The sequence below is a fragment of the Escherichia fergusonii ATCC 35469 genome (assembly GCF_000026225.1).
Taxonomy (GTDB): domain Bacteria; phylum Pseudomonadota; class Gammaproteobacteria; order Enterobacterales; family Enterobacteriaceae; genus Escherichia; species Escherichia fergusonii.
In genome coordinates this window covers 1,692,580-1,710,301 of sequence record NC_011740.1, presented here as the reverse complement: position 1 = coordinate 1,710,301, position 17,722 = coordinate 1,692,580, and the positions used below count along the sequence as shown (strand labels likewise).

19 protein-coding genes are annotated in these 17,722 nt (G+C 48.6%); 11 read left to right on the top strand and 8 right to left on the bottom strand.

The features are described 5' to 3' along the window. The 5 genes from sapD to pspF all read right to left on the bottom strand — a co-directional run bounded on the left by sapD (window position 1) and on the right by pspF (window position 5,564). A complete protein-coding gene (sapD, locus tag EFER_RS08375) occupies window positions 1-993 on the bottom strand; it encodes a peptide ABC transporter ATP-binding protein SapD (protein WP_001128850.1) in 993 nt (330 codons plus the stop codon). Beyond that, window positions 993-1,883 (bottom strand): peptide ABC transporter permease SapC, encoded by an 891-nt coding sequence (gene sapC, locus EFER_RS08370; protein WP_001146143.1) that lies wholly within the window; start codon window positions 1,881-1,883, stop codon window positions 993-995. The genes sapD and sapC overlap by 1 nt, the downstream gene beginning before the upstream one ends. Next, window positions 1,870-2,835: a putrescine export ABC transporter permease SapB gene (sapB, locus tag EFER_RS08365; RefSeq protein ID WP_000583290.1), complete on the bottom strand. Its 966-nt coding sequence runs from the start codon at window positions 2,833-2,835 to the stop codon at window positions 1,870-1,872. The genes sapC and sapB overlap by 14 nt, the downstream gene beginning before the upstream one ends. After that, complete coding sequence (gene sapA, locus EFER_RS08360; RefSeq protein ID WP_015953432.1) at window positions 2,832-4,475, bottom strand: ABC transporter substrate-binding protein SapA; 1,644 nt, start codon at window positions 4,473-4,475, stop codon at window positions 2,832-2,834. Before sapA ends, sapB begins: the two co-directional genes overlap by 4 nt. Before the next feature lie 114 nt (window positions 4,476-4,589). Further along, window positions 4,590-5,564, bottom strand: coding sequence for a phage shock protein operon transcriptional activator (pspF, locus tag EFER_RS08355; RefSeq protein ID WP_024256448.1), 975 nt, complete (start codon window positions 5,562-5,564; stop codon window positions 4,590-4,592). 165 nt (window positions 5,565-5,729) lie between these two features. Here pspF and pspA point away from each other — a divergent pair, with 165 nt between their 5' ends. The 8 genes from pspA to tyrR all read left to right on the top strand — a co-directional run bounded on the left by pspA (window position 5,730) and on the right by tyrR (window position 11,931). Continuing rightward, window positions 5,730-6,398, top strand: coding sequence for a phage shock protein PspA (gene pspA, locus EFER_RS08350; RefSeq protein ID WP_000511040.1), 669 nt, complete (start codon window positions 5,730-5,732; stop codon window positions 6,396-6,398). Window positions 6,399-6,452: 54 nt separating this feature from the next. Continuing rightward, window positions 6,453-6,677, top strand: a complete 225-nt coding sequence (gene pspB, locus EFER_RS08345) for an envelope stress response membrane protein PspB (protein WP_001274967.1) — start codon at window positions 6,453-6,455, stop codon at window positions 6,675-6,677. Then, window positions 6,677-7,039, top strand: a complete 363-nt coding sequence (gene pspC, locus EFER_RS08340; RefSeq protein ID WP_000146618.1) for an envelope stress response membrane protein PspC — start codon at window positions 6,677-6,679, stop codon at window positions 7,037-7,039. The genes pspB and pspC overlap by 1 nt, the downstream gene beginning before the upstream one ends. Before the next feature lie 8 nt (window positions 7,040-7,047). Continuing rightward, on the top strand, window positions 7,048-7,269 hold the full coding sequence (pspD, locus tag EFER_RS08335) for a phage shock protein PspD (protein ID WP_001065407.1): 222 nt from the start codon (window positions 7,048-7,050) through the stop codon (window positions 7,267-7,269). 75 nt (window positions 7,270-7,344) lie between these two features. Then, the gene (pspE, locus tag EFER_RS08330) at window positions 7,345-7,662 is read left to right on the top strand and encodes a thiosulfate sulfurtransferase PspE (RefSeq protein ID WP_000276955.1); all 318 of its coding nucleotides are present in this window, start codon (window positions 7,345-7,347) and stop codon (window positions 7,660-7,662) included. A 124-nt stretch (window positions 7,663-7,786) separates the two neighbouring features. After that, window positions 7,787-9,184 (top strand): YcjX family GTP-binding protein, encoded by a 1,398-nt coding sequence (locus tag EFER_RS08325; protein ID WP_000825848.1) that lies wholly within the window; start codon window positions 7,787-7,789, stop codon window positions 9,182-9,184. Further along, a complete protein-coding gene (locus tag EFER_RS08320) occupies window positions 9,181-10,242 on the top strand; it encodes a YcjF family protein (protein WP_000138740.1) in 1,062 nt (353 codons plus the stop codon). Before EFER_RS08325 ends, EFER_RS08320 begins: the two co-directional genes overlap by 4 nt. A 147-nt stretch (window positions 10,243-10,389) precedes the next feature. Beyond that, window positions 10,390-11,931, top strand: a complete 1,542-nt coding sequence (tyrR, locus tag EFER_RS08315) for a transcriptional regulator TyrR (protein WP_001235477.1) — start codon at window positions 10,390-10,392, stop codon at window positions 11,929-11,931. Window positions 11,932-11,983: 52 nt separating this feature from the next. Here the strand turns inward: tyrR and tpx are convergent, their stop codons facing one another. After that, window positions 11,984-12,490, bottom strand: a complete 507-nt coding sequence (tpx, locus tag EFER_RS08310) for a thiol peroxidase (RefSeq protein ID WP_000084377.1) — start codon at window positions 12,488-12,490, stop codon at window positions 11,984-11,986. Window positions 12,491-12,603: 113 nt separating this feature from the next. Here tpx and ycjG point away from each other — a divergent pair, with 113 nt between their 5' ends. Then, a complete protein-coding gene (ycjG, locus tag EFER_RS08305) occupies window positions 12,604-13,569 on the top strand; it encodes an L-Ala-D/L-Glu epimerase (RefSeq protein ID WP_001258055.1) in 966 nt (321 codons plus the stop codon). On the opposite strand, the gene mpaA is transcribed toward ycjG, so the two are convergent. Next, complete coding sequence (gene mpaA, locus EFER_RS08300; protein WP_024256446.1) at window positions 13,544-14,272, bottom strand: murein tripeptide amidase MpaA; 729 nt, start codon at window positions 14,270-14,272, stop codon at window positions 13,544-13,546. The two genes, ycjG and mpaA, sit on opposite strands and share 26 nt — an antisense overlap. A gap of 184 nt (window positions 14,273-14,456) precedes the next feature. Between mpaA and EFER_RS08295 the strand changes: the two genes are divergently transcribed. Further along, window positions 14,457-16,070 (top strand): peptide ABC transporter substrate-binding protein, encoded by a 1,614-nt coding sequence (locus EFER_RS08295; RefSeq protein WP_001216570.1) that lies wholly within the window; start codon window positions 14,457-14,459, stop codon window positions 16,068-16,070. Window positions 16,071-16,171: 101 nt separating this feature from the next. On the opposite strand, the gene EFER_RS08290 is transcribed toward EFER_RS08295, so the two are convergent. Next, complete coding sequence (locus EFER_RS08290; protein ID WP_000632634.1) at window positions 16,172-17,206, bottom strand: mechanosensitive ion channel family protein; 1,035 nt, start codon at window positions 17,204-17,206, stop codon at window positions 16,172-16,174. A gap of 238 nt (window positions 17,207-17,444) precedes the next feature. Between EFER_RS08290 and EFER_RS08285 the strand changes: the two genes are divergently transcribed. Next, on the top strand, window positions 17,445-17,705 hold the full coding sequence (locus tag EFER_RS08285; protein WP_000638314.1) for a DUF2534 family protein: 261 nt from the start codon (window positions 17,445-17,447) through the stop codon (window positions 17,703-17,705). Window positions 17,706-17,722: the final 17 nt, after the last annotated feature.

Sequence of the window (17,722 nt, the reverse complement as noted above, 5' to 3'; positions counted from 1 at the left end):
TCACTCTCTCTCCATATTCAGTGGAAAATGACAGGCATAGAGATGATTTTTCGCACCAGTCAGACGTGGTGTCACGATACATTCTCGTTGAGCATAGGGGCAACGTGGGCCAAGACGACAACCTATAGGTAATTGCTCCAGCAAGGGAATCGCGCCAGGCATCGTATTCAGACGGCTTTTATGCGGCATTGCGCTACCAAAGTCAGGAATTGCGCGGATCAACGCCTGAGTATAAGGGTGATGTGGCATCGTCACTAACTCCTTACTCGGGGCAGATTCCACCGTTTGCCCGCAGTAAAGAACGTTGATTTTATCCGCCCACTGGCTAAGCATTTGCAGGTCATGGCTAATCAACAAAATGGTGGTATTGCTATTTTGATTCAGACGCGTCAACAGACGGAATATCTGCGCCTGAGTTGTCGGTTCCATCGAGTTTGTCGGTTCATCCGCAATCAGCAAACGCGGTTGATTTGCCAGGGCGATGGCAATCATCACCTTCTGGCATTCACCTTCAGTGAGTTCGTAAGGAAAACTGCGCATTGCATCTTTGTGATCTTTAATCCCTACACGGTGTAACAACTCAATAGCACGACGTTTCCGCCAGCCTGGACGTTGCCACCAACGGCCTTTGTAAGTCCATGCCGGGATATTTTGCATCAGTTGCCGACCCACTCGTTCAGAAGGATCAAGACAAGATTGTGGCTCCTGGAAAATCATCGACACGTTATGCCCAACCAGTTTTCGGCGTTCGCGTGCGGAAAGACGAAGCAGATCAATGTCATCAAAGCGCATACGATCAGCCGTCACGCGCCAGTTGTCTTTGGCAACGCCACAGATCGCTTTAGCAATCAGACTTTTACCTGAACCAGATTCTCCTACCAGGCCGCGTATTTCACCTTCATTTAAGGTCATGCTGACACGGTCAACGGCTTTAACCCATTCATCGCCAGTTTTGAATTCGATGGTCAAATTGCGGATATCGAGTAACGGCATTATTCCACCCCCGCAATAATGGCCCGGCGTATTCCGTCACCGAGTAAGTTAACTAACAAAACGCTGATCATAATTGCTGCACCTGGCAGCATAACGGTCCATGGCGCAACATAAATAAGTTCCAGCGCATCGCCAAGCATGGCCCCCCATTCAGGTGAGGGGAGTTGCGCGCCGAGATCAAGAAAACCCAGCGCGGCAATATCCAAAATCGCCATCGAAAGGGCGCGGGTAATTTCAGTGACCAGACCTGCGGTAATGTTGGGCAGAACAGCAAACCAGAGAATATTCAATGTGGTTGCGCCATCGAGACGAGCGGCGATGACATACTCTTTTTCCAGTTCATCATGCACCAGGCTATAAACCGAGCGTACGATACGCGGCAAAAGTGCCAGCCAGACAGCAAACATCGCATGACCGAGTGATGGCCCGGCAAAAGCCACCACAATAATAGCCAGCAACAATGAAGGGATCGCCAGCAAGGTATCGAGAATATGGTTGAGTACCGCTGAACGTAAGCCATGAGTTGCCCCAGCGACCACACCTAATACCAGGCCACAAAGAGTTGCAGCCAGAGTGACGACAAATGCGCCTCCGACAGTGGGAGCTGCACCACTGAGTAAACGACTTAAAACATCGCGACCGAGATCATCAGTACCCAGAAAGAAAGAGACTTCGCCATACCGCGACCATGACGGTGGTAGCAACTGATAGCCAAGAAATTGCTGATCGATGCCGTATGGCGCAAACCAGCCACCAAAAATACACAGTATCGCGAGGCCTGCACAACCGTACAGACCGACCATTGCGGAAGTATCAGCATAAAATTTGCGCCAGGCTGTACGCAGCGTACCAGGCGGGCGCTTTTCGCTGTATACGCTATCGTAAGGCATAAAATTCCTTATGTTTAAGCGGGTTAGCCATTGCACCCAAAATATCAGATATCACGTTAACAATAATTACCAGCGAACCACACACCATTACACCGGCAGAAATCGCCGCGTAATCTTGCTGACGAATAGCGTTGATTAGCCAGCGACCTAAACCAGGCCAGCTAAAAACCATTTCAGTGATCATCGCCAGTGTCAGCATAGTGGAAAATTGCAAACCTAAACGTGGGATTACTGGCGGCAGGGCGTTATGCAAAACATGGCGGCGCAAAATAGTAAATCGCGAAAGCCCGCGTGTTGCTGCCGCTTTGATGTAGTTTTGATCGAATACTTCGATGGTGCTAATGCGCATCAGACGTATCACTTCTGTTGTTGGCGCGACTGCCAGCGTGATCACTGGCAACACCATATGACGCATGGCGCTTACCATCATTTCATCACGCCATGGCGAATCGGAAAGCCAGGCATCGATCAGGGCGAATCCAGTGACGGTTTTCACTTCATAAAGTAAATCAAACCGCCCGGAAACGGGCAGCCAGCCCAGCGTGAGCGAACAGAATAGCGTCAGCAACAGCGCCAGCCAGAAAACAGGGATGGAAAAACCTAACAGCGCCAGAGCGTTGATAAGTTGATCCTGCCATTTTCCACGCATGATTCCAGCAACCATACCGATGGGAATACCAACAATCAGGGCGAAACCAAAAGCGAGGATGCACAGCTCCATCGTCGCCGGGAACACTTCTTTCAGTTGTTCCGAGATAAGTTGCCCGTTAATACTGGAAACGCCAAAATCCCAATGCAATAAACCATCAAACCAGAAAACCCAGGCGTTCCACAGCGATGCACCTTGTAACGGTGCGTGGGGTGTAAAGTAATTAAGGCTAAAGCCCACAAAGGTCAGAAAGAAAAGAGTGACCAGCAAGAGTAGAATGCGTCGCAGGGTGAAAATAATCATGGTTTTTTCACCTCTTTCGCTTTTTCACGATAAACCCCGGCAAATGAAGCATTACCAAAAGGGCTTAACACTAGTCCTTTAATATCGTAGCGGTAAGCCTGTAAACGCAATGAGGATGCCAATGGCAGAATCGGCAATTCCTTAGCCAAAATTGCCTGAGCTTCATCATAGGCTTCGATACGCGCAGACAATTGTTGCGAAGAGAGCGCTTTACGCAACACTTCATCAAATTGCGGATCGCACCAGTGTGCAAAGTTAGTCTGCGACTTAATGGCGGCGCAACTGAGCAATGGCCGGAAGAAACTGTCAGGGTCATTACTGTCTGTCGCCCAACCAGACAACGTCAGATCATGGTTCATATCCATTAACCGTGCCTCCTGAAAGCGACCTTCAACCGGAACAATTGTCACTTTGACACCCACTTGTGCCATATCAGCCTGAATCAACTCCGCCATTTTAAGCGGACTTGGGTTCCAGGCCTGGGAACGTGTTGGTACCCACAGCTTCAGCGATAACTTTTCCAGCCCCAGCGCTTTTAATTGCTCACGCGACTTCGCCGGATTGTATTCTGTAATTTTAGCCTCGTTGTCATAGGCCCAGGAGGCACGCGGTAAAATAGATGCAGCCGTTTCTGCCGTTCCATAATAAATAGACTGCATAAGACGCTGGTTATTGATCGCCAGTGCAAGAGCGTGACGAACAGCAGGATTATTGAGCGGTGGCTTGGCGGTATTAAACGCCAGATAAGCGATATTCATTCCTGGGCGCAGCGTCAAGCGCAAACGTGGATCGTCACGCAAAATAGTTAACTGACTGGCAGCAGGCCAGGCGAGAACATCACATTCACCAGTGAGCAGTTTAGACAAACGCCCCGTACCGCCGGAGCCCAGATCCACAACGACTTGTGGCGTCAACGGTTTACCGCGCCAGAATGCATCATGACGTTGCAGACGAATATACTGCCCGGCACGATATTCAGAAAGTTTGTATGGCCCGGTACCCACAGGTTGGCGGTCAAGTAACTCTTCACGATCTTCTTTTGCCAGTTCGGTGGCGTATTCTGCTGACATCACCGAAGCATAGTGTGTCGCAAGGTGCCATAAGAAAGAGGCGTCTGGTTGCGCAAGACGAAACTCAACAGTGTGGTTGTCAATTTTGCGCACACTTTTAACGTTATCGGCAAATTGCAGGCTATCAAAGTAGGGATAGTTATTGCCGTTAACGTTATGCCACGGATTATTACGGTCAAAAATGCGTTGAAAGGTAAACACTACGTCATCGGCATTCAGATTACGTGTTGGAGTAAACCAGTTAGTTTTCTGAAACGGGACATCACGGCGCAGATGAAAGCGGTAAGTTGCACCGTTATCCAGTACATCCCAACTTTCGGCCAGCTCAGGCATCAGTCGATAAGTATAGGGATCTACATCCAGCAGACGGTCATAAAATTGAGCTGCGAGGGTATCAACAATCAACCCGCTACTCGCTTTTGATGGGTTAAACGTGTTGACCTGCCCGCTAACGCAATAGACAAAACCGCTGTCACGAATATCGGCAGGGGGAGTCTGTTCAGGCGCAGCTGCGGCGTTTCCGCTCAGGAGTCCAGCGATTACGATCAGGGACGATATAACCAGGCGCATAATTTTTTTGAGGTTTTTAGTTTCGATCTGCAAAGTGTATCGCACTATGGCCTGCCAGGTAAAAATGTCTACCGATAACTGGCGCAAATGTCAGCAAACTGCGTATATGACAGGCTAAATCTGATGTTTTTTTAGCAATGCCCGGAGTTGGTGGTAGGTGAGTCCAAGTAATTCAGCAGCCCGTTTTTGATTAAATTTTGCCTGAGCAAGGCTGGTTTGCAGTAACTCTTTTTCCTGCTGATGCTGAAACTCACGTAAATCCAGAGGTAATTGAGGCAAAGAAGAGGGGGCCTGTGGAACAGCCTGTAAAGCGGGTGAACGTTTAAAGGGATCAATAATAATTTCATCCAGCGGATACTCGCTGGTGCCGTGGCGATACACTGAACGTTCCACCACGTTTTTCAATTCACGAATATTTCCTGGCCAGCGATAGTTTAGCAACGTATCTCTGGCGCGCTCAGTAAACCCCGGGAACAGAGGCAGTTTGATTTCCCGACACATCTGGATGGCAAAGTGTTCCGCCATCAACATAATGTCGCTTTCACGCTCGCGCAGTGGTGGCAGTTGAACAACATCAAAAGCCAGACGGTCGAGCAGGTCAGCGCGAAATGTGCCTTCGTTAACCATTGCTGGGAGATCCGCGTTTGTTGCGCAAACCAGTCGAACGTTGACTTGCAACGGTTGGCTACCACCGACACGTTCCAGTTCACCGTATTCAATCACACGCAGTAATTTTTCCTGTACCAGCATCGGGGCTGTTGCGAGCTCATCGAGGAACAATGTGCCGCCGTCTGCGCGCTCAAAGCGTCCGGGGTGGCGTTTTTGTGCGCCAGTAAATGCACCAGCCTCATGACCAAAAAGTTCTGAATCAAGTAAATTCTCATTAAGTGCCGCGCAATTCAGGGAGATAAAGGGTCCTTGCCAGCGAGTAGAAAGATAATGCAAACGGTTAGCAATTAACTCTTTGCCTGTGCCGCGTTCACCAATGATTAATACCGGTTTATCAAGCGGGGCCAGATGGGAAACCTGCTCTAAAACTTCAAGAAAGCTATTTGCTTCCCCTAAAAGATTATCTTTGTATTCTGCCATGATGAAAATCACCACATGTTGGTCTATTTCGCTAACTCACCTTACTCTGGCCGTGATGAATTATCAATCACCTTATGCAAAATCAATAAGATATAAAACTGGCACGCAATTTGTATTAGCTCATCAGCAGACAATGCTTAAGACAGAAATTATGAGGATAACGTTATGGGTATTTTTTCTCGTTTTGCCGACATCGTGAATGCCAACATCAACTCACTGCTGGAAAAAGCCGAAGATCCACAAAAACTGGTTCGCCTGATGATTCAGGAAATGGAAGACACCCTGGTTGAGGTGCGTTCCAACTCAGCTCGTGCTCTGGCTGAAAAGAAACAGTTAACGCGTCGTATTGAGCAAGCAACGGCACAGCAGGCGGAATGGCAGGAGAAAGCAGAACTGGCATTACGTAAAGAAAGAGAAGATCTGGCCCGCGCAGCATTAATTGAAAAACAGAAACTGACGGACCTGATCGCTACGCTTGAGCATGAGGTGACCCTGGTTGAGGACACGCTGACGCGCATGAAAAAAGAGATTGGCGAGCTGGAGAATAAACTCAGTGAAACACGTGCTCGCCAGCAAGCTTTGATGTTGCGTCACCAGGCAGCCAGTTCATCACGTGATGTTCGTCGCCAACTGGACAGCGGCAAACTGGATGAAGCAATGGCGCGATTTGAATCGTTTGAACGTCGCATCGACCAGATGGAAGCTGAAGCAGAAAGCCACAGTTTTGGGAAGAAAAAGTCGCTTGATCAGCAGTTCGCTGATCTGAAAGCTGACGATGAAATCAGCGAGCAGCTGGCGCAGTTAAAAGCCAAAATGAAACAAGATAATCAATAATAACTTAAGGCGGCGTCTGAAAGCGCCGCCGCTCATCACCTGTAAGGAGTACTTATGAGCGCGCTATTTCTGGCTATTCCATTAACCATTTTTGTGCTGTTTGTGTTACCGGTCTGGTTGTGGCTGCATTACAGCAACCGCGCTAACCGTGGTGAATTGTCGCAAAGTGAACAGCAACGATTAGCGCAACTGAGCGATGAAGCAAAACGGATGCGCGAACGTATTCAGGCCCTGGAAGATATTCTTGATGCTGAACATCCGAACTGGAGGGATCGCTAATGGCGAGTATCAACCTCAATAAAAAACTTTGGCGTATTCCGCAGCAGGGGATGCTACAGGGTGTCTGCGCCGGGATCGCCAACTATTTAGACGTCCCTGTGAAGTGGGTACGTATTCTGGTCGTGGTGTTATCAATATTCTTTGGTATGGCCCTGTTTACTTTGGTCGGTTATATCGTCTTATCGTTTGTCCTTGACCCGATGCCGGACAATATGGCTTCCGGTGAAGTGCAACCCACCAGTAGTGAATTGTTGGATGCAGTAGATCGTCAACTGGCTGAAGGCGAACAACGACTGCGAGATATGGAACGCTACGTGACATCAGATACATTCACACTACGCAGCCGTTTTCGTCAATTGTGAGGTAACGAATGAATAATCGCTGGCAACATGTCGGGCAAAAGGTCAAGCCTGGTTTTAAATTAGCAGGCAAGCTGCTCTTACTGACTGCTCTGCGCTACGGCTCCGCAGGTATTGCGGGCTGGGCGGTAAAATCTGTCGCCCGCCGTCCACTGAAAATGTTGCTGGCGTTTGCGCTGGAACCATTGTTAACCCGTACAGCGAATAAAGTGGCACGTCGCTATAAGCGTTGAGTTCCGATTCGCATTATTCATTAACAAAAAGGCGTATAGTGATTGCCGTTTTTTACTCACCATAAGGATGCTGAGATGTATAAAAAAGGGTTATTTGTACTGGCTCTGGCGTTTTCTGTACCCACTTTTGCTGCTGAACACTGGATTGATGTTCGTATTCCTGAGCAGTATCAAAAGGAACATATCGAAGGGGCGACCAACATTCCGCTAAAAGATGTTAAAACACGTATTGCAGAAGTCGTCCCGGATAAGAACGACACCGTAAAACTCTATTGTAATGGTGGCCGTCAGTCGGGCCAGGCAAAACAGATTTTGATCGATATGGGCTACACTAACGCCCAGAATGCGGGGGGCATTGATCGTATTGATATGCCGAAAGTGAAAGAACAGTAATTTCCGCAGATCTAACAGGCGGCGTAAAATACGCCGCTCTGTCTCATCAAATCATTAAGTCAGATAATTCCCGAATCGGTTTCTCAGTAATGCCTGCGGTTGATTAAAAAATAACAGGACAGCAATGAAGCGACTCAAAACAGAATTTAATGCGTTGGTCAATCGCAGTGTCGATCGGCATTTGCGCCTTGCGGTGACAGGTCTTAGCCGCAGCGGTAAAACCGCGTTTATCACTGCTATGGTTAACCAATTACTCAATATTCATGCTGGCGCTCGTTTACCGTTATTAAGTGCGGTACGGGAAGAACGCTTGTTGGGTGTAAAGCGTATTCCTCAGCGTGATTTTGGTATTCCTCGGTTTACTTACGATGAAGGGATCGCTCAACTTTATGGTGAACCTCCAGGTTGGCCGACACCTACACGTGGGGTGAGCGAGATTCGTCTTGCCTTGCGTTACAAATCCAATGATTCATTACTCCGCCATTTTAAAGACACCTCGACTCTTTACCTGGAGATTGTTGATTACCCAGGAGAATGGCTGCTCGACTTGCCGATGTTGGCGCAGGACTATTTAAGCTGGTCGCGCCAGATGACGGGCTTACTCAATGGTCAGCGCGGCGAATGGTCGGCAAAATGGCGAATGATGTGCGAAGGGCTGGACCCACTAGCACCTGCCGACGAAAACCGTCTTGCAGACATTGCTGCCGCATGGACCGATTATCTCCACCACTGCAAACAACAGGGGCTGCACTTTATTCAGCCTGGGCGTTTTGTCTTGCCGGGCGATATGGCAGGTGCGCCCGCGTTGCAATTCTTCCCGTGGCCGGATGTCGATGTCTGGGGCGAGTCCAAACTGGCGCAGGCCGATAAGCATACCAATGCCGGAATGCTGCGCGAGCGGTTTAATTATTACTGCGAGAAAGTGGTGAAGGGGTTCTATAAAAATCACTTCCTGCGTTTTGATCGGCAGATTGTGCTGGTGGACTGCCTGCAACCGCTCAACAGTGGGCCACAAGCATTTAATGATATGCGTCTGGCGCTGACGCAGCTGATGCAAAGCTTCCACTATGGGCAGCGTACCTTGTTCCGGCGCTTGTTTTCGCCGGTTATCGATAAGCTATTGTTTGCTGCCACTAAAGCGGATCATGTGACCATCGATCAACACGCCAATATGGTTTCATTACTGCAACAACTGATTCAGGATGCCTGGCAAAATGCGGCGTTCGAAGGGATCAGTATGGACTGCCTGGGGCTGGCGTCAGTTCAGGCGACCACTAGCGGCATTATTGATGTTAACGGTGAGAAAATCCCGGCGCTGCGCGGTAATCGGCTCAGTGATGGTGCACCGCTCACTGTGTATCCTGGCGAAGTTCCCGCACGTTTGCCTGGCCAGGCGTTCTGGGATAAGCAAGGCTTCCAGTTTGAGGCGTTTCGCCCGCAGGTGATGGATGTCGACAAACCGTTGCCGCATATTCGCCTTGATGCTGCGCTGGAATTTTTAATAGGAGATAAATTGCGATGACCGAACCGTTAAAACCACGTATTGATTTCGACGGTCCACTGGAGGTCGATCAGAGCCCTAAATTTAAGGCGCAGCAGACCTTTGACGAAAATCAGGCGCAAAATTTTGCCCCAGCCACACTCGACGAAGCGCCGGAAGAAGAAGGGCAAGTTGAAGCAGTGATGGATGCGGCGCTACGTCCGAAACGCAGTCTGTGGCGCAAAATGGTGATGGGCGGACTGGCGCTGTTTGGTGCAAGCGTTGTTGGTCAGGGTGTGCAGTGGACGATGAACGCCTGGCAAACTCAGGACTGGGTGGCCCTGGGCGGCTGTGCCGCAGGAGCATTGATTATTGGTGCAGGCGTAGGGTCTGTGGTGACAGAGTGGCGACGCTTATGGCGCTTGCGCCAGCGTGCTCATGAACGCGATGAAGCGCGCGATTTGTTGCACAGTCACGGCGCCGGGAAAGGGCGCGCGTTTTGCGAAAAACTGGCGCAGCAGGCGGGAATCGATCAGTCACATCCGGCGCTGCAACGCTGGTATGCCTCGATTCACGAAACACAAAATGACCGTGAGGTCGTGACTTTGTACGCACATTTGGTGCAGCCCGTGCTGGATGCTCAGGCGCGGCGGGAGATCAGCCGTAGTGCAGCAGAGTCTACATTGATGATTGCAGTAAGTCCGCTGGCATTAGTGGATATGGCCTTCATTGCCTGGCGCAATTTACGTCTTATCAACCGTATCGCAACGCTGTATGGCATTGAGTTGGGGTATTACAGTCGTTTGCGCTTATTTCGCCTGGTCTTGTTGAACATCGCTTTTGCCGGAGCCAGTGAGCTGGTGCGGGAAGTAGGGATGGACTGGATGTCGCAAGATCTTGCTGCACGACTGTCAACGCGCGCAGCACAAGGTATTGGTGCAGGTTTATTAACTGCGCGTCTGGGCATTAAGGCCATGGAGTTGTGTCGTCCATTGCCGTGGCTTGATGATGATAAACCGCGATTGGGGGATTTCCGCCGTCAATTGATTGGTCAACTCAAGGAGACGTTACAGAAAGCACCAACCAGACGCGAAAATTAATTAAGAATGGGCGTTAAACGTATAACTTTACGCCACAACGCCCATTTTTCCGTCATTCTGTCAATATTTGTTGACAGAGTTCTTCCTGCTTCCCTCAGAGTGGCTTATCATCTTATCTAATGATTCATTATTCAGGTGAAGGTTCCCATGCGTCTGGAAGTCTTTTGTGAAGACCGGCTCGGTCTGACCCGCGAACTGCTCGATATTCTTGTGCTACGTGGCATTGATTTACGCGGTATTGAGATCGATCCCATCGGGCGAATTTACCTTAACTTCGCTGAACTGGAGTTCAATACATTCAGTAGCCTGATGGCTGAAATTCGCCGTATCTCCGGCGTTACAGATGTTCGCACTGTTCCCTGGATGCCTTCTGAGCGTGAGCATCTGGCGCTCAGCGCATTACTTGAAGCTCTTCCGGAACCTGTTTTATCGCTGGATATGAAAAGTAAGGTTGAGATTGCTAACCCGGCAAGTTGTCAACTTTTTGGTCAACATCTCGATCGCCTGCGTAACCATACCGCCGCGCAATTGATTAATGGTTTTAATTTTCTGCGCTGGCTGGAAGGTAATCCGCAAACATCACATAACGAACATGTGGTGATTAACGGGCAAAACTTCCTGATGGAAATCACGCCTGTGTATTTGCAGGATGAAAACGATCAGCACGTGCTGACAGGCGCGGTGGTGATGTTGCGTTCTACCATTCGGATGGGGCGTCAGCTGCAAAACATCACCTCTCAAGATGTTAGCGCTTTCAGTCAGATTGTCGCCGTTAGCCCGAAAATGAAACATGTAGTTGAGCAGGCGCGCAAACTGGCGATGCTGAGTGCGCCACTGTTGATTACCGGTGATACCGGCACAGGTAAAGATCTCTTTGCTCACGCGTGCCACCAGGCCAGTCCACGAGCGGGGAAACCTTATCTGGCGCTTAATTGTGCTTCTATCCCGGAAGACGCCGTTGAAAGTGAACTGTTTGGTCACGCACCGGAAGGCAAAAAAGGCTTCTTCGAGCAGGCGAATGGTGGCTCTGTTCTGCTGGATGAAATTGGCGAGATGTCACCACGTATGCAGACCAAACTACTGCGTTTTCTTAACGACGGTACTTTCCGCCGTGTTGGTGAGGACCACGAAGTTCATGTGGATGTACGGGTGATTTGCGCGACGCAGAAAAACCTGGTTGAGTTGGTACAAAAAGGCCTGTTCCGGGAAGATCTCTATTATCGCCTTAACGTTTTGACACTAAATCTGCCGCCACTACGCGATTGCCCGCAAGATATTATGCCTTTGACGGAGTTGTTCGTGGCCCGTTTTGCTGATGAGCAAGGCGTGCCGAGACCAAAACTGGCCGCCGATCTCAATACCGTACTGACCCGTTATGCCTGGCCTGGAAACGTGCGTCAGTTAAAAAATGCGATCTATCGAGCATTAACGCAACTGGATGGTTATGAGCTGCGCTCGCAGGATATTCTGTTACCAGACTATGATGTCGCCACGGTGGCTGTCGGTGAAGATGCGATGGAAGGTTCGCTGGATGAGATCACCAGCCGCTTTGAACGTTCGGTGCTGACACAACTGTATCGTAATTATCCCAGCACACGTAAGCTGGCAAAACGGCTGGGGGTTTCGCACACCGCCATCGCCAATAAATTGCGTGAATATGGTCTGAATCAGAAAAAAAGCGAAGAGTAATGTTAAAGCCTGATAGCAGGATAGCAGAGTTGCTTATCAGGCTTTTCGCTTCTTACGCTTTCAGCACAGTGAGTGCGGTGTCGTAATCCGGTTCGGTGGTGATTTCATTTACCAACTGGCTGAAAACAACATTGTCATTTTCGTCAATAACGACAACTGCACGTGCTGCCAGACCTTTCAGCGGGCCGTCGGTGATTTCTACACCATAATTTTTGAGGAACTCAGCATTGCGGAAAGTAGAGAGGGTGATGACGTTATTTAAACCTTCTGCACCGCAAAAACGAGACTGAGCGAACGGCAGGTCAGCAGAAACGCACAGCACAACCGTGTTGTCGATTTCTGTTACCAGTTGATTAAACTTACGTACCGATGCTGCGCATACGCCGGTATCGATACTTGGGAAAATATTTAACACTTTGCGTTTGCCAGCAAACTGACTCAGTGTGACGTCAGACAGATCTTTTGCCACGAGAGTAAAAGGCTGCGCTTTGCTACCCGCCTGAGGAATGGAGTTTGCGACTGCAACCGGGTTGCCCTGGAAATGAACGGTTTGTGACATGGTTATCTTCCTATTTACATATAGTTAACGTCACCACTATTTTATGCCAACAGTCTATAACACATCAAACGCTATTTACGCCTGATCTTTTGGTATCGCATGAAGGAGAAGAGATGAGATCTGTAAAGGTTTATGAAGAAGCCTGGCCATTACATACCCCGTTTGTGATTGCCCGTGGCAGTCGCAGCGAAGCGCATGTTGTGGTGGTCGAACTGGAGGAGGATGGCGTAAAAGGCGTAGGAGAATGTACGCCATATCTGCGTTATGGCGAAAGCGATGCTTCGGTACTGGCGCAAATCATGGAGATCGTTCCGCAACTGGAAAAGGGATTAACCCGTGAAGCGCTACAGCAGTTGTTACCGGCAGGCGCCGCACGCAACGCTGTCGATTGTGCGTTATGGGATCTTCAGGCCCGGCAGCAACAGCAAACACTGGAAGAGTTACTGGGCATTGAACTAAATTCAACCATTACTACGGCACAGACTGTCGTGATTGGTACTCCCGAGCAGATGGCCACCAGTGCTGCCGCTTTGTGGAATAAGGGCGCGACGTTACTGAAGGTGAAACTTGATAGTCATTTGATCAGTGAGCGAATGGTGGCAATACGTGCAGCAGCACCTGAAGCCACGATCATTGTCGATGCCAATAAGTCCTGGCGCGCTGAGGGACTGGCGGCACGTTGCCAGTTGCTGGCAGATCTGGGCGTGGCAATGCTTGAACAACCGCTTCCTGCCCAGGACGACGCCGCACTGGAGAACTTCATTCATCCTCTGCCAATTTGTGCTGATGAGAGTTGCCATACCCGTAGCAACCTTAAAGCGCTGAAAGGGCGTTATGAAATGGTCAACATCAAGCTGGATAAAACTGGCGGTTTGACTGAGGCACTGGCACTGGCCACCGAAGCTAAGGCGCAGGGATTCAGTCTGATGCTAGGTTGTATGCTCTGCACTTCACGTGCGATTAGCGCCGCTTTGCCGCTTGTTCCTCAGGTCAGTTTTGCTGATCTTGATGGCCCCACCTGGCTGGCAATGGATGTGGAGCCACATCTGCATTTTACGACCGGACAAGTGCATCTTTAGGATGCCAGCGTAGTAGGTTGGACATCGCGAACAGGTACTTCTCGCTGGCTTCATCTGATGAGATGGCCGGAAACTCGGCGGTGATACAGGGTAAATTGAGATCTGCACACCAACTGCCAAACGATCCTGGTGTTTCGTAACCGACACTGGTCACTAATGGCAGCTCAAATGCCTGGGCCAGCCACTCGCCTAATTCGCTTTGTCGTGGATCTTCAATGCAGGCCAGCGGGTCGTGAAAAGAAACAACCCACGCAGGCTGAATACGATGAATAAGTTGGCAAAGTGCCTGAGTTTCAGGTTCTGAACCTGGTGCATCCCCCGTGAGCAGTACCACGTCTCGTTCTGGCGCAGCACTATTCCAGCGATATACAGTTTCACCCGCTTTCCAGTTAGCTGCCGGGAAATTGCGGTTGAGATCAACTCCATTGGCATTCGCCCGCAGCCCTAACTGGCTGCCGTCAGGGTTAACATTGAGCACCACGTGATGGCGGCGCAATGAAGGCGTTAAAGTGCGTAATGCGCAGGAAAGGGTAACCACGGAAGAGTTTTCGTCGCCGTGAGTGCCAGCCAGAATCAATCCGCTTTCACTGTTGGCGGCGGGAGCCGGAAACCAGATGAGTGGTGCACCTAATAAAGAACGACCATAGTGTTCAGTTCCGGGAGGAAATGCGCCACGTTCGGCGCGCGGGCGAGTAACAGTCATCATCGTCTCAACCATTGCAATTATTTACTCGCAGTGTTGTGCAAAATTTGTCAGGAAGCAAATTGATTTCACGTAGCGCGAATGTTACGTGTCATATCAATTTTTTATTACAAGGTATTTGCAATTCTTTAAGGCGAAACAAATAATTACGCATCTAAATAAAAGCCGGATTGAGGGAACCCAGATGAGGCACTCTGTTTCAGTAACGTGTTGTGCGCTGTTGGTTAGCAGCATTTCTTTGTCCTGGGCGGCAGATGTTCCCGATGGAACAGTGCTCGCAAAGAAGCAAGAGATTGTGCGCCATATCAAGGATGAGCCAGCGACATTAGACCCGGCGAAAGCGGTAGGATTACCCGAGATTCAGGTTATCCGGGACCTGTTTGAAGGGCTGGTTAATCAGAATGAGAAGGGGGAAATTGTTCCCGGTGTTGCTACTCAGTGGAAAAGCAACGACAACCGTATCTGGACTTTTACCCTGCGTGATGACGCAAAATGGGCTGATGGTACGCCAGTGACTGCGGAAGATTTTGTTTATAGTTGGCAGCGACTGGTTGACCCGAAGACATTATCTCCCTTTGCCTGGTTTGCTGCACTTGCCGGAATTAACAATGCTCAGGCGATAATCGACGGTAAAACCACACCAGATAAACTGGGGGTAACAGCCGTTGATGCCCGTACACTTAAAGTGCATCTCGATAAGCCATTACCGTGGTTTGCTAATTTAACCGCCAGTTTTGCTTTTTATCCGGTAAAAAAAGCGAATGTAGAAAGTGGCAAAGAGTGGACAAAGCCTGGCAATTTAGTTGGTAATGGCGCGTTTGTGTTAAAAGAGCGGGTGGTCAACGAAAAACTGGTTGTTGTTCCTAATAGCCACTACTGGGATAACGGTAAAACGGTGCTGCAAAAAGTCACTTTCCTGCCAATCAATCAGGAGTCTGCCGCAACAAAACGTTATCTGGCCGGTGATATTGATATCACCGAGTCGTTCCCGAAAAATCTCTACCAAAAATTGCTGAAGGATATTCCGGGGCAGGTTTATACACCGCCGCAGTTAGGTACTTACTATTATGCGTTTAATACTCAGAAGGGGCCAACTGCGGATCAACGTGTCCGTATGGCGCTGAGTATGACTATCGACAGACGTCTGATTGCAGAAAAAGTACTGGGTACAGGTGAAAAACCGGCATGGCATTTTACCCCTGATGTTACCGCAGGATTTACACCTGAACCTTCGCCATTTGAGCAGATGAGCCAGGAAGAACTCAATGCACAGGCAAAAACATTGCTGAGTGCGGCAGGTTATGGCCCTCAAAAACCGCTCAAACTGACACTGCTGTATAACACTTCTGAGAATCACCAGAAGATCGCGATTGCGGTCGCGTCAATGTGGAAAAAGAATCTCGGCGTTGATGTTAAACTGCAAAATCAGGAATGGAAAACCTATATTGATAGCCGTAATACCGGCAATTTTGATGTCATCCGCGCTTCTTGGGTAGGCGATTATAATGAACCGTCAACTTTCCTGTCATTGTTAACCTCAATGCACTCAGGCAATATTTCACGGTTTAATAATCCGGCTTATGACAAGGTAATTAATCAGGCTTCGCTGGAGAATACAGAAAAGGCAAGGAATGCTGATTATAATTCTGCGGAAAAAATATTGATGGAGCAGGCACCTATTGCACCAATCTATCAGTACACTAATGGTCGATTAATTAAACCGTGGCTGAAAGGTTATCCGATCAACAATGCAGAAGATGTTGCCTACAGCCGCACAATGTATGTTGTTGAGCACTGATATACTCGTTGCAGGTGCTGCGACTCGAATTATTTAGTGTAGACATCTTTCAAAGTAAAACTGGCGCATTTGGGCGCCAGTTTTTCTAGACAAAATTAACGTTATTTCTCGTTAATTTGCTGGGGTGTCGAGTTATCCAGATACAGCGTCTGACTTGGGAACGCAAAATCTGCGCCATGCGCCTGGACAATATCGATAATCTTCAGGAAAACATCCTGTTGCGCTGCCAGCCATTCGGCCCAGACGGTGGTTTTAGTAAAACAATAAACCATAATGTTTAATGACGAATCACCAAAATCATTGAAATACACCAGTAACGTCTGATGTTGATCAATGCTTTCATGTGTCTGCAACATCTGGCGCACCGCTTCTACAATTGTTCCCACCTTTGCGGCATCTTCATAACGTAAACCAATGGTTGTGGTTATCCGTCGGTTGGTCATTCTGCCGGGGTTTTCCACACTAATAGAAGAAAACAAGGAGTTGGGCACGTAGAGTGGGCGGTTATTAAATGTCGTAATTTTGGTAATCCGCCAGCCAATTTCGGTGACCGTACCTTCAATATTTCTGTCAGGAGAACGGATCCAGTCGCCGATACTGAAAGGGCGGTCAAAATAAAGCATAATCCCGGAAAAGAAATTACTTAGAATATCTTTCCCTGCCATACCAACAGCAAGACCACCGATACCACCAAAGGTCAACAGACCAGAAAGGCTCATGCCAAAATGCTCACCATAGAGCAATACAATCACCATAATTATCGTGATCTTAATTATGCGCGAAAGAATCCGCGCACTGGTCACATCTCGACCTTTTTTGATCTGTTTGCGTTCAAATTGATTGATCAACAAAAACAGTTTAACGGTTAAAATAAGCGCAATTAATGATGTACAAATAAAATCGATTGCATCGGAAGAGATAAAATTAATTTTATACGTTGCAATCACATAATTAACAATGTTACCAATTGCGCCGATAATGACCGCATAGATAAAGAATTGAGCGGCATGAAATACAAAGCCTTTTCTTCTTTTCTGCCCATGGCGAAACCAAAAGCTCATCAACACCAATGCTGCACAGCTTCCGAAAACAATCGCCAGATTCAGGGCGTTAACGATAAATATTTGAGTAATCATTATTATCTCTGTTCCTCCATGCTCGGCTAATTAGCCGAAATACTCTGGGCGAGAATATTTTACCGTGTGCAAACATTCAGGTCATCTATCGAAAGGTCGGGAAATAGCGCGATTAGCTCAAAGTACGGACAACCTTTAAAGTGTAAATTAAATGTCAATTTTTAATGGCAGACAGAGAGTGAATGCCATGATATTGTTATCGTCATGTAGCATATGTTTTATCGAAAAGGGTAGGGTAATGATCTGGACAACGCTGAAAACCGCAAAAGGGAAAAAATTTCTATTGTGTCTGCTGGGGGTATTTGTCATTGCGGCGTCGATAGTGACACGCGCAACCATTGGTGGCGTGATTGAGCAGTACAATATCCCGCTCTCCGAGTGGACGACTTCAATGTATTTTATCCAGTCTTCTATGATTTTTGTCTATAGCCTGGTATTCACTGTTCTGCTGGCCATTCCCCTGGGGATTTATCTGCTTGGCGGGGAAGATAAAGCATAATCGTGATAAACCGGATG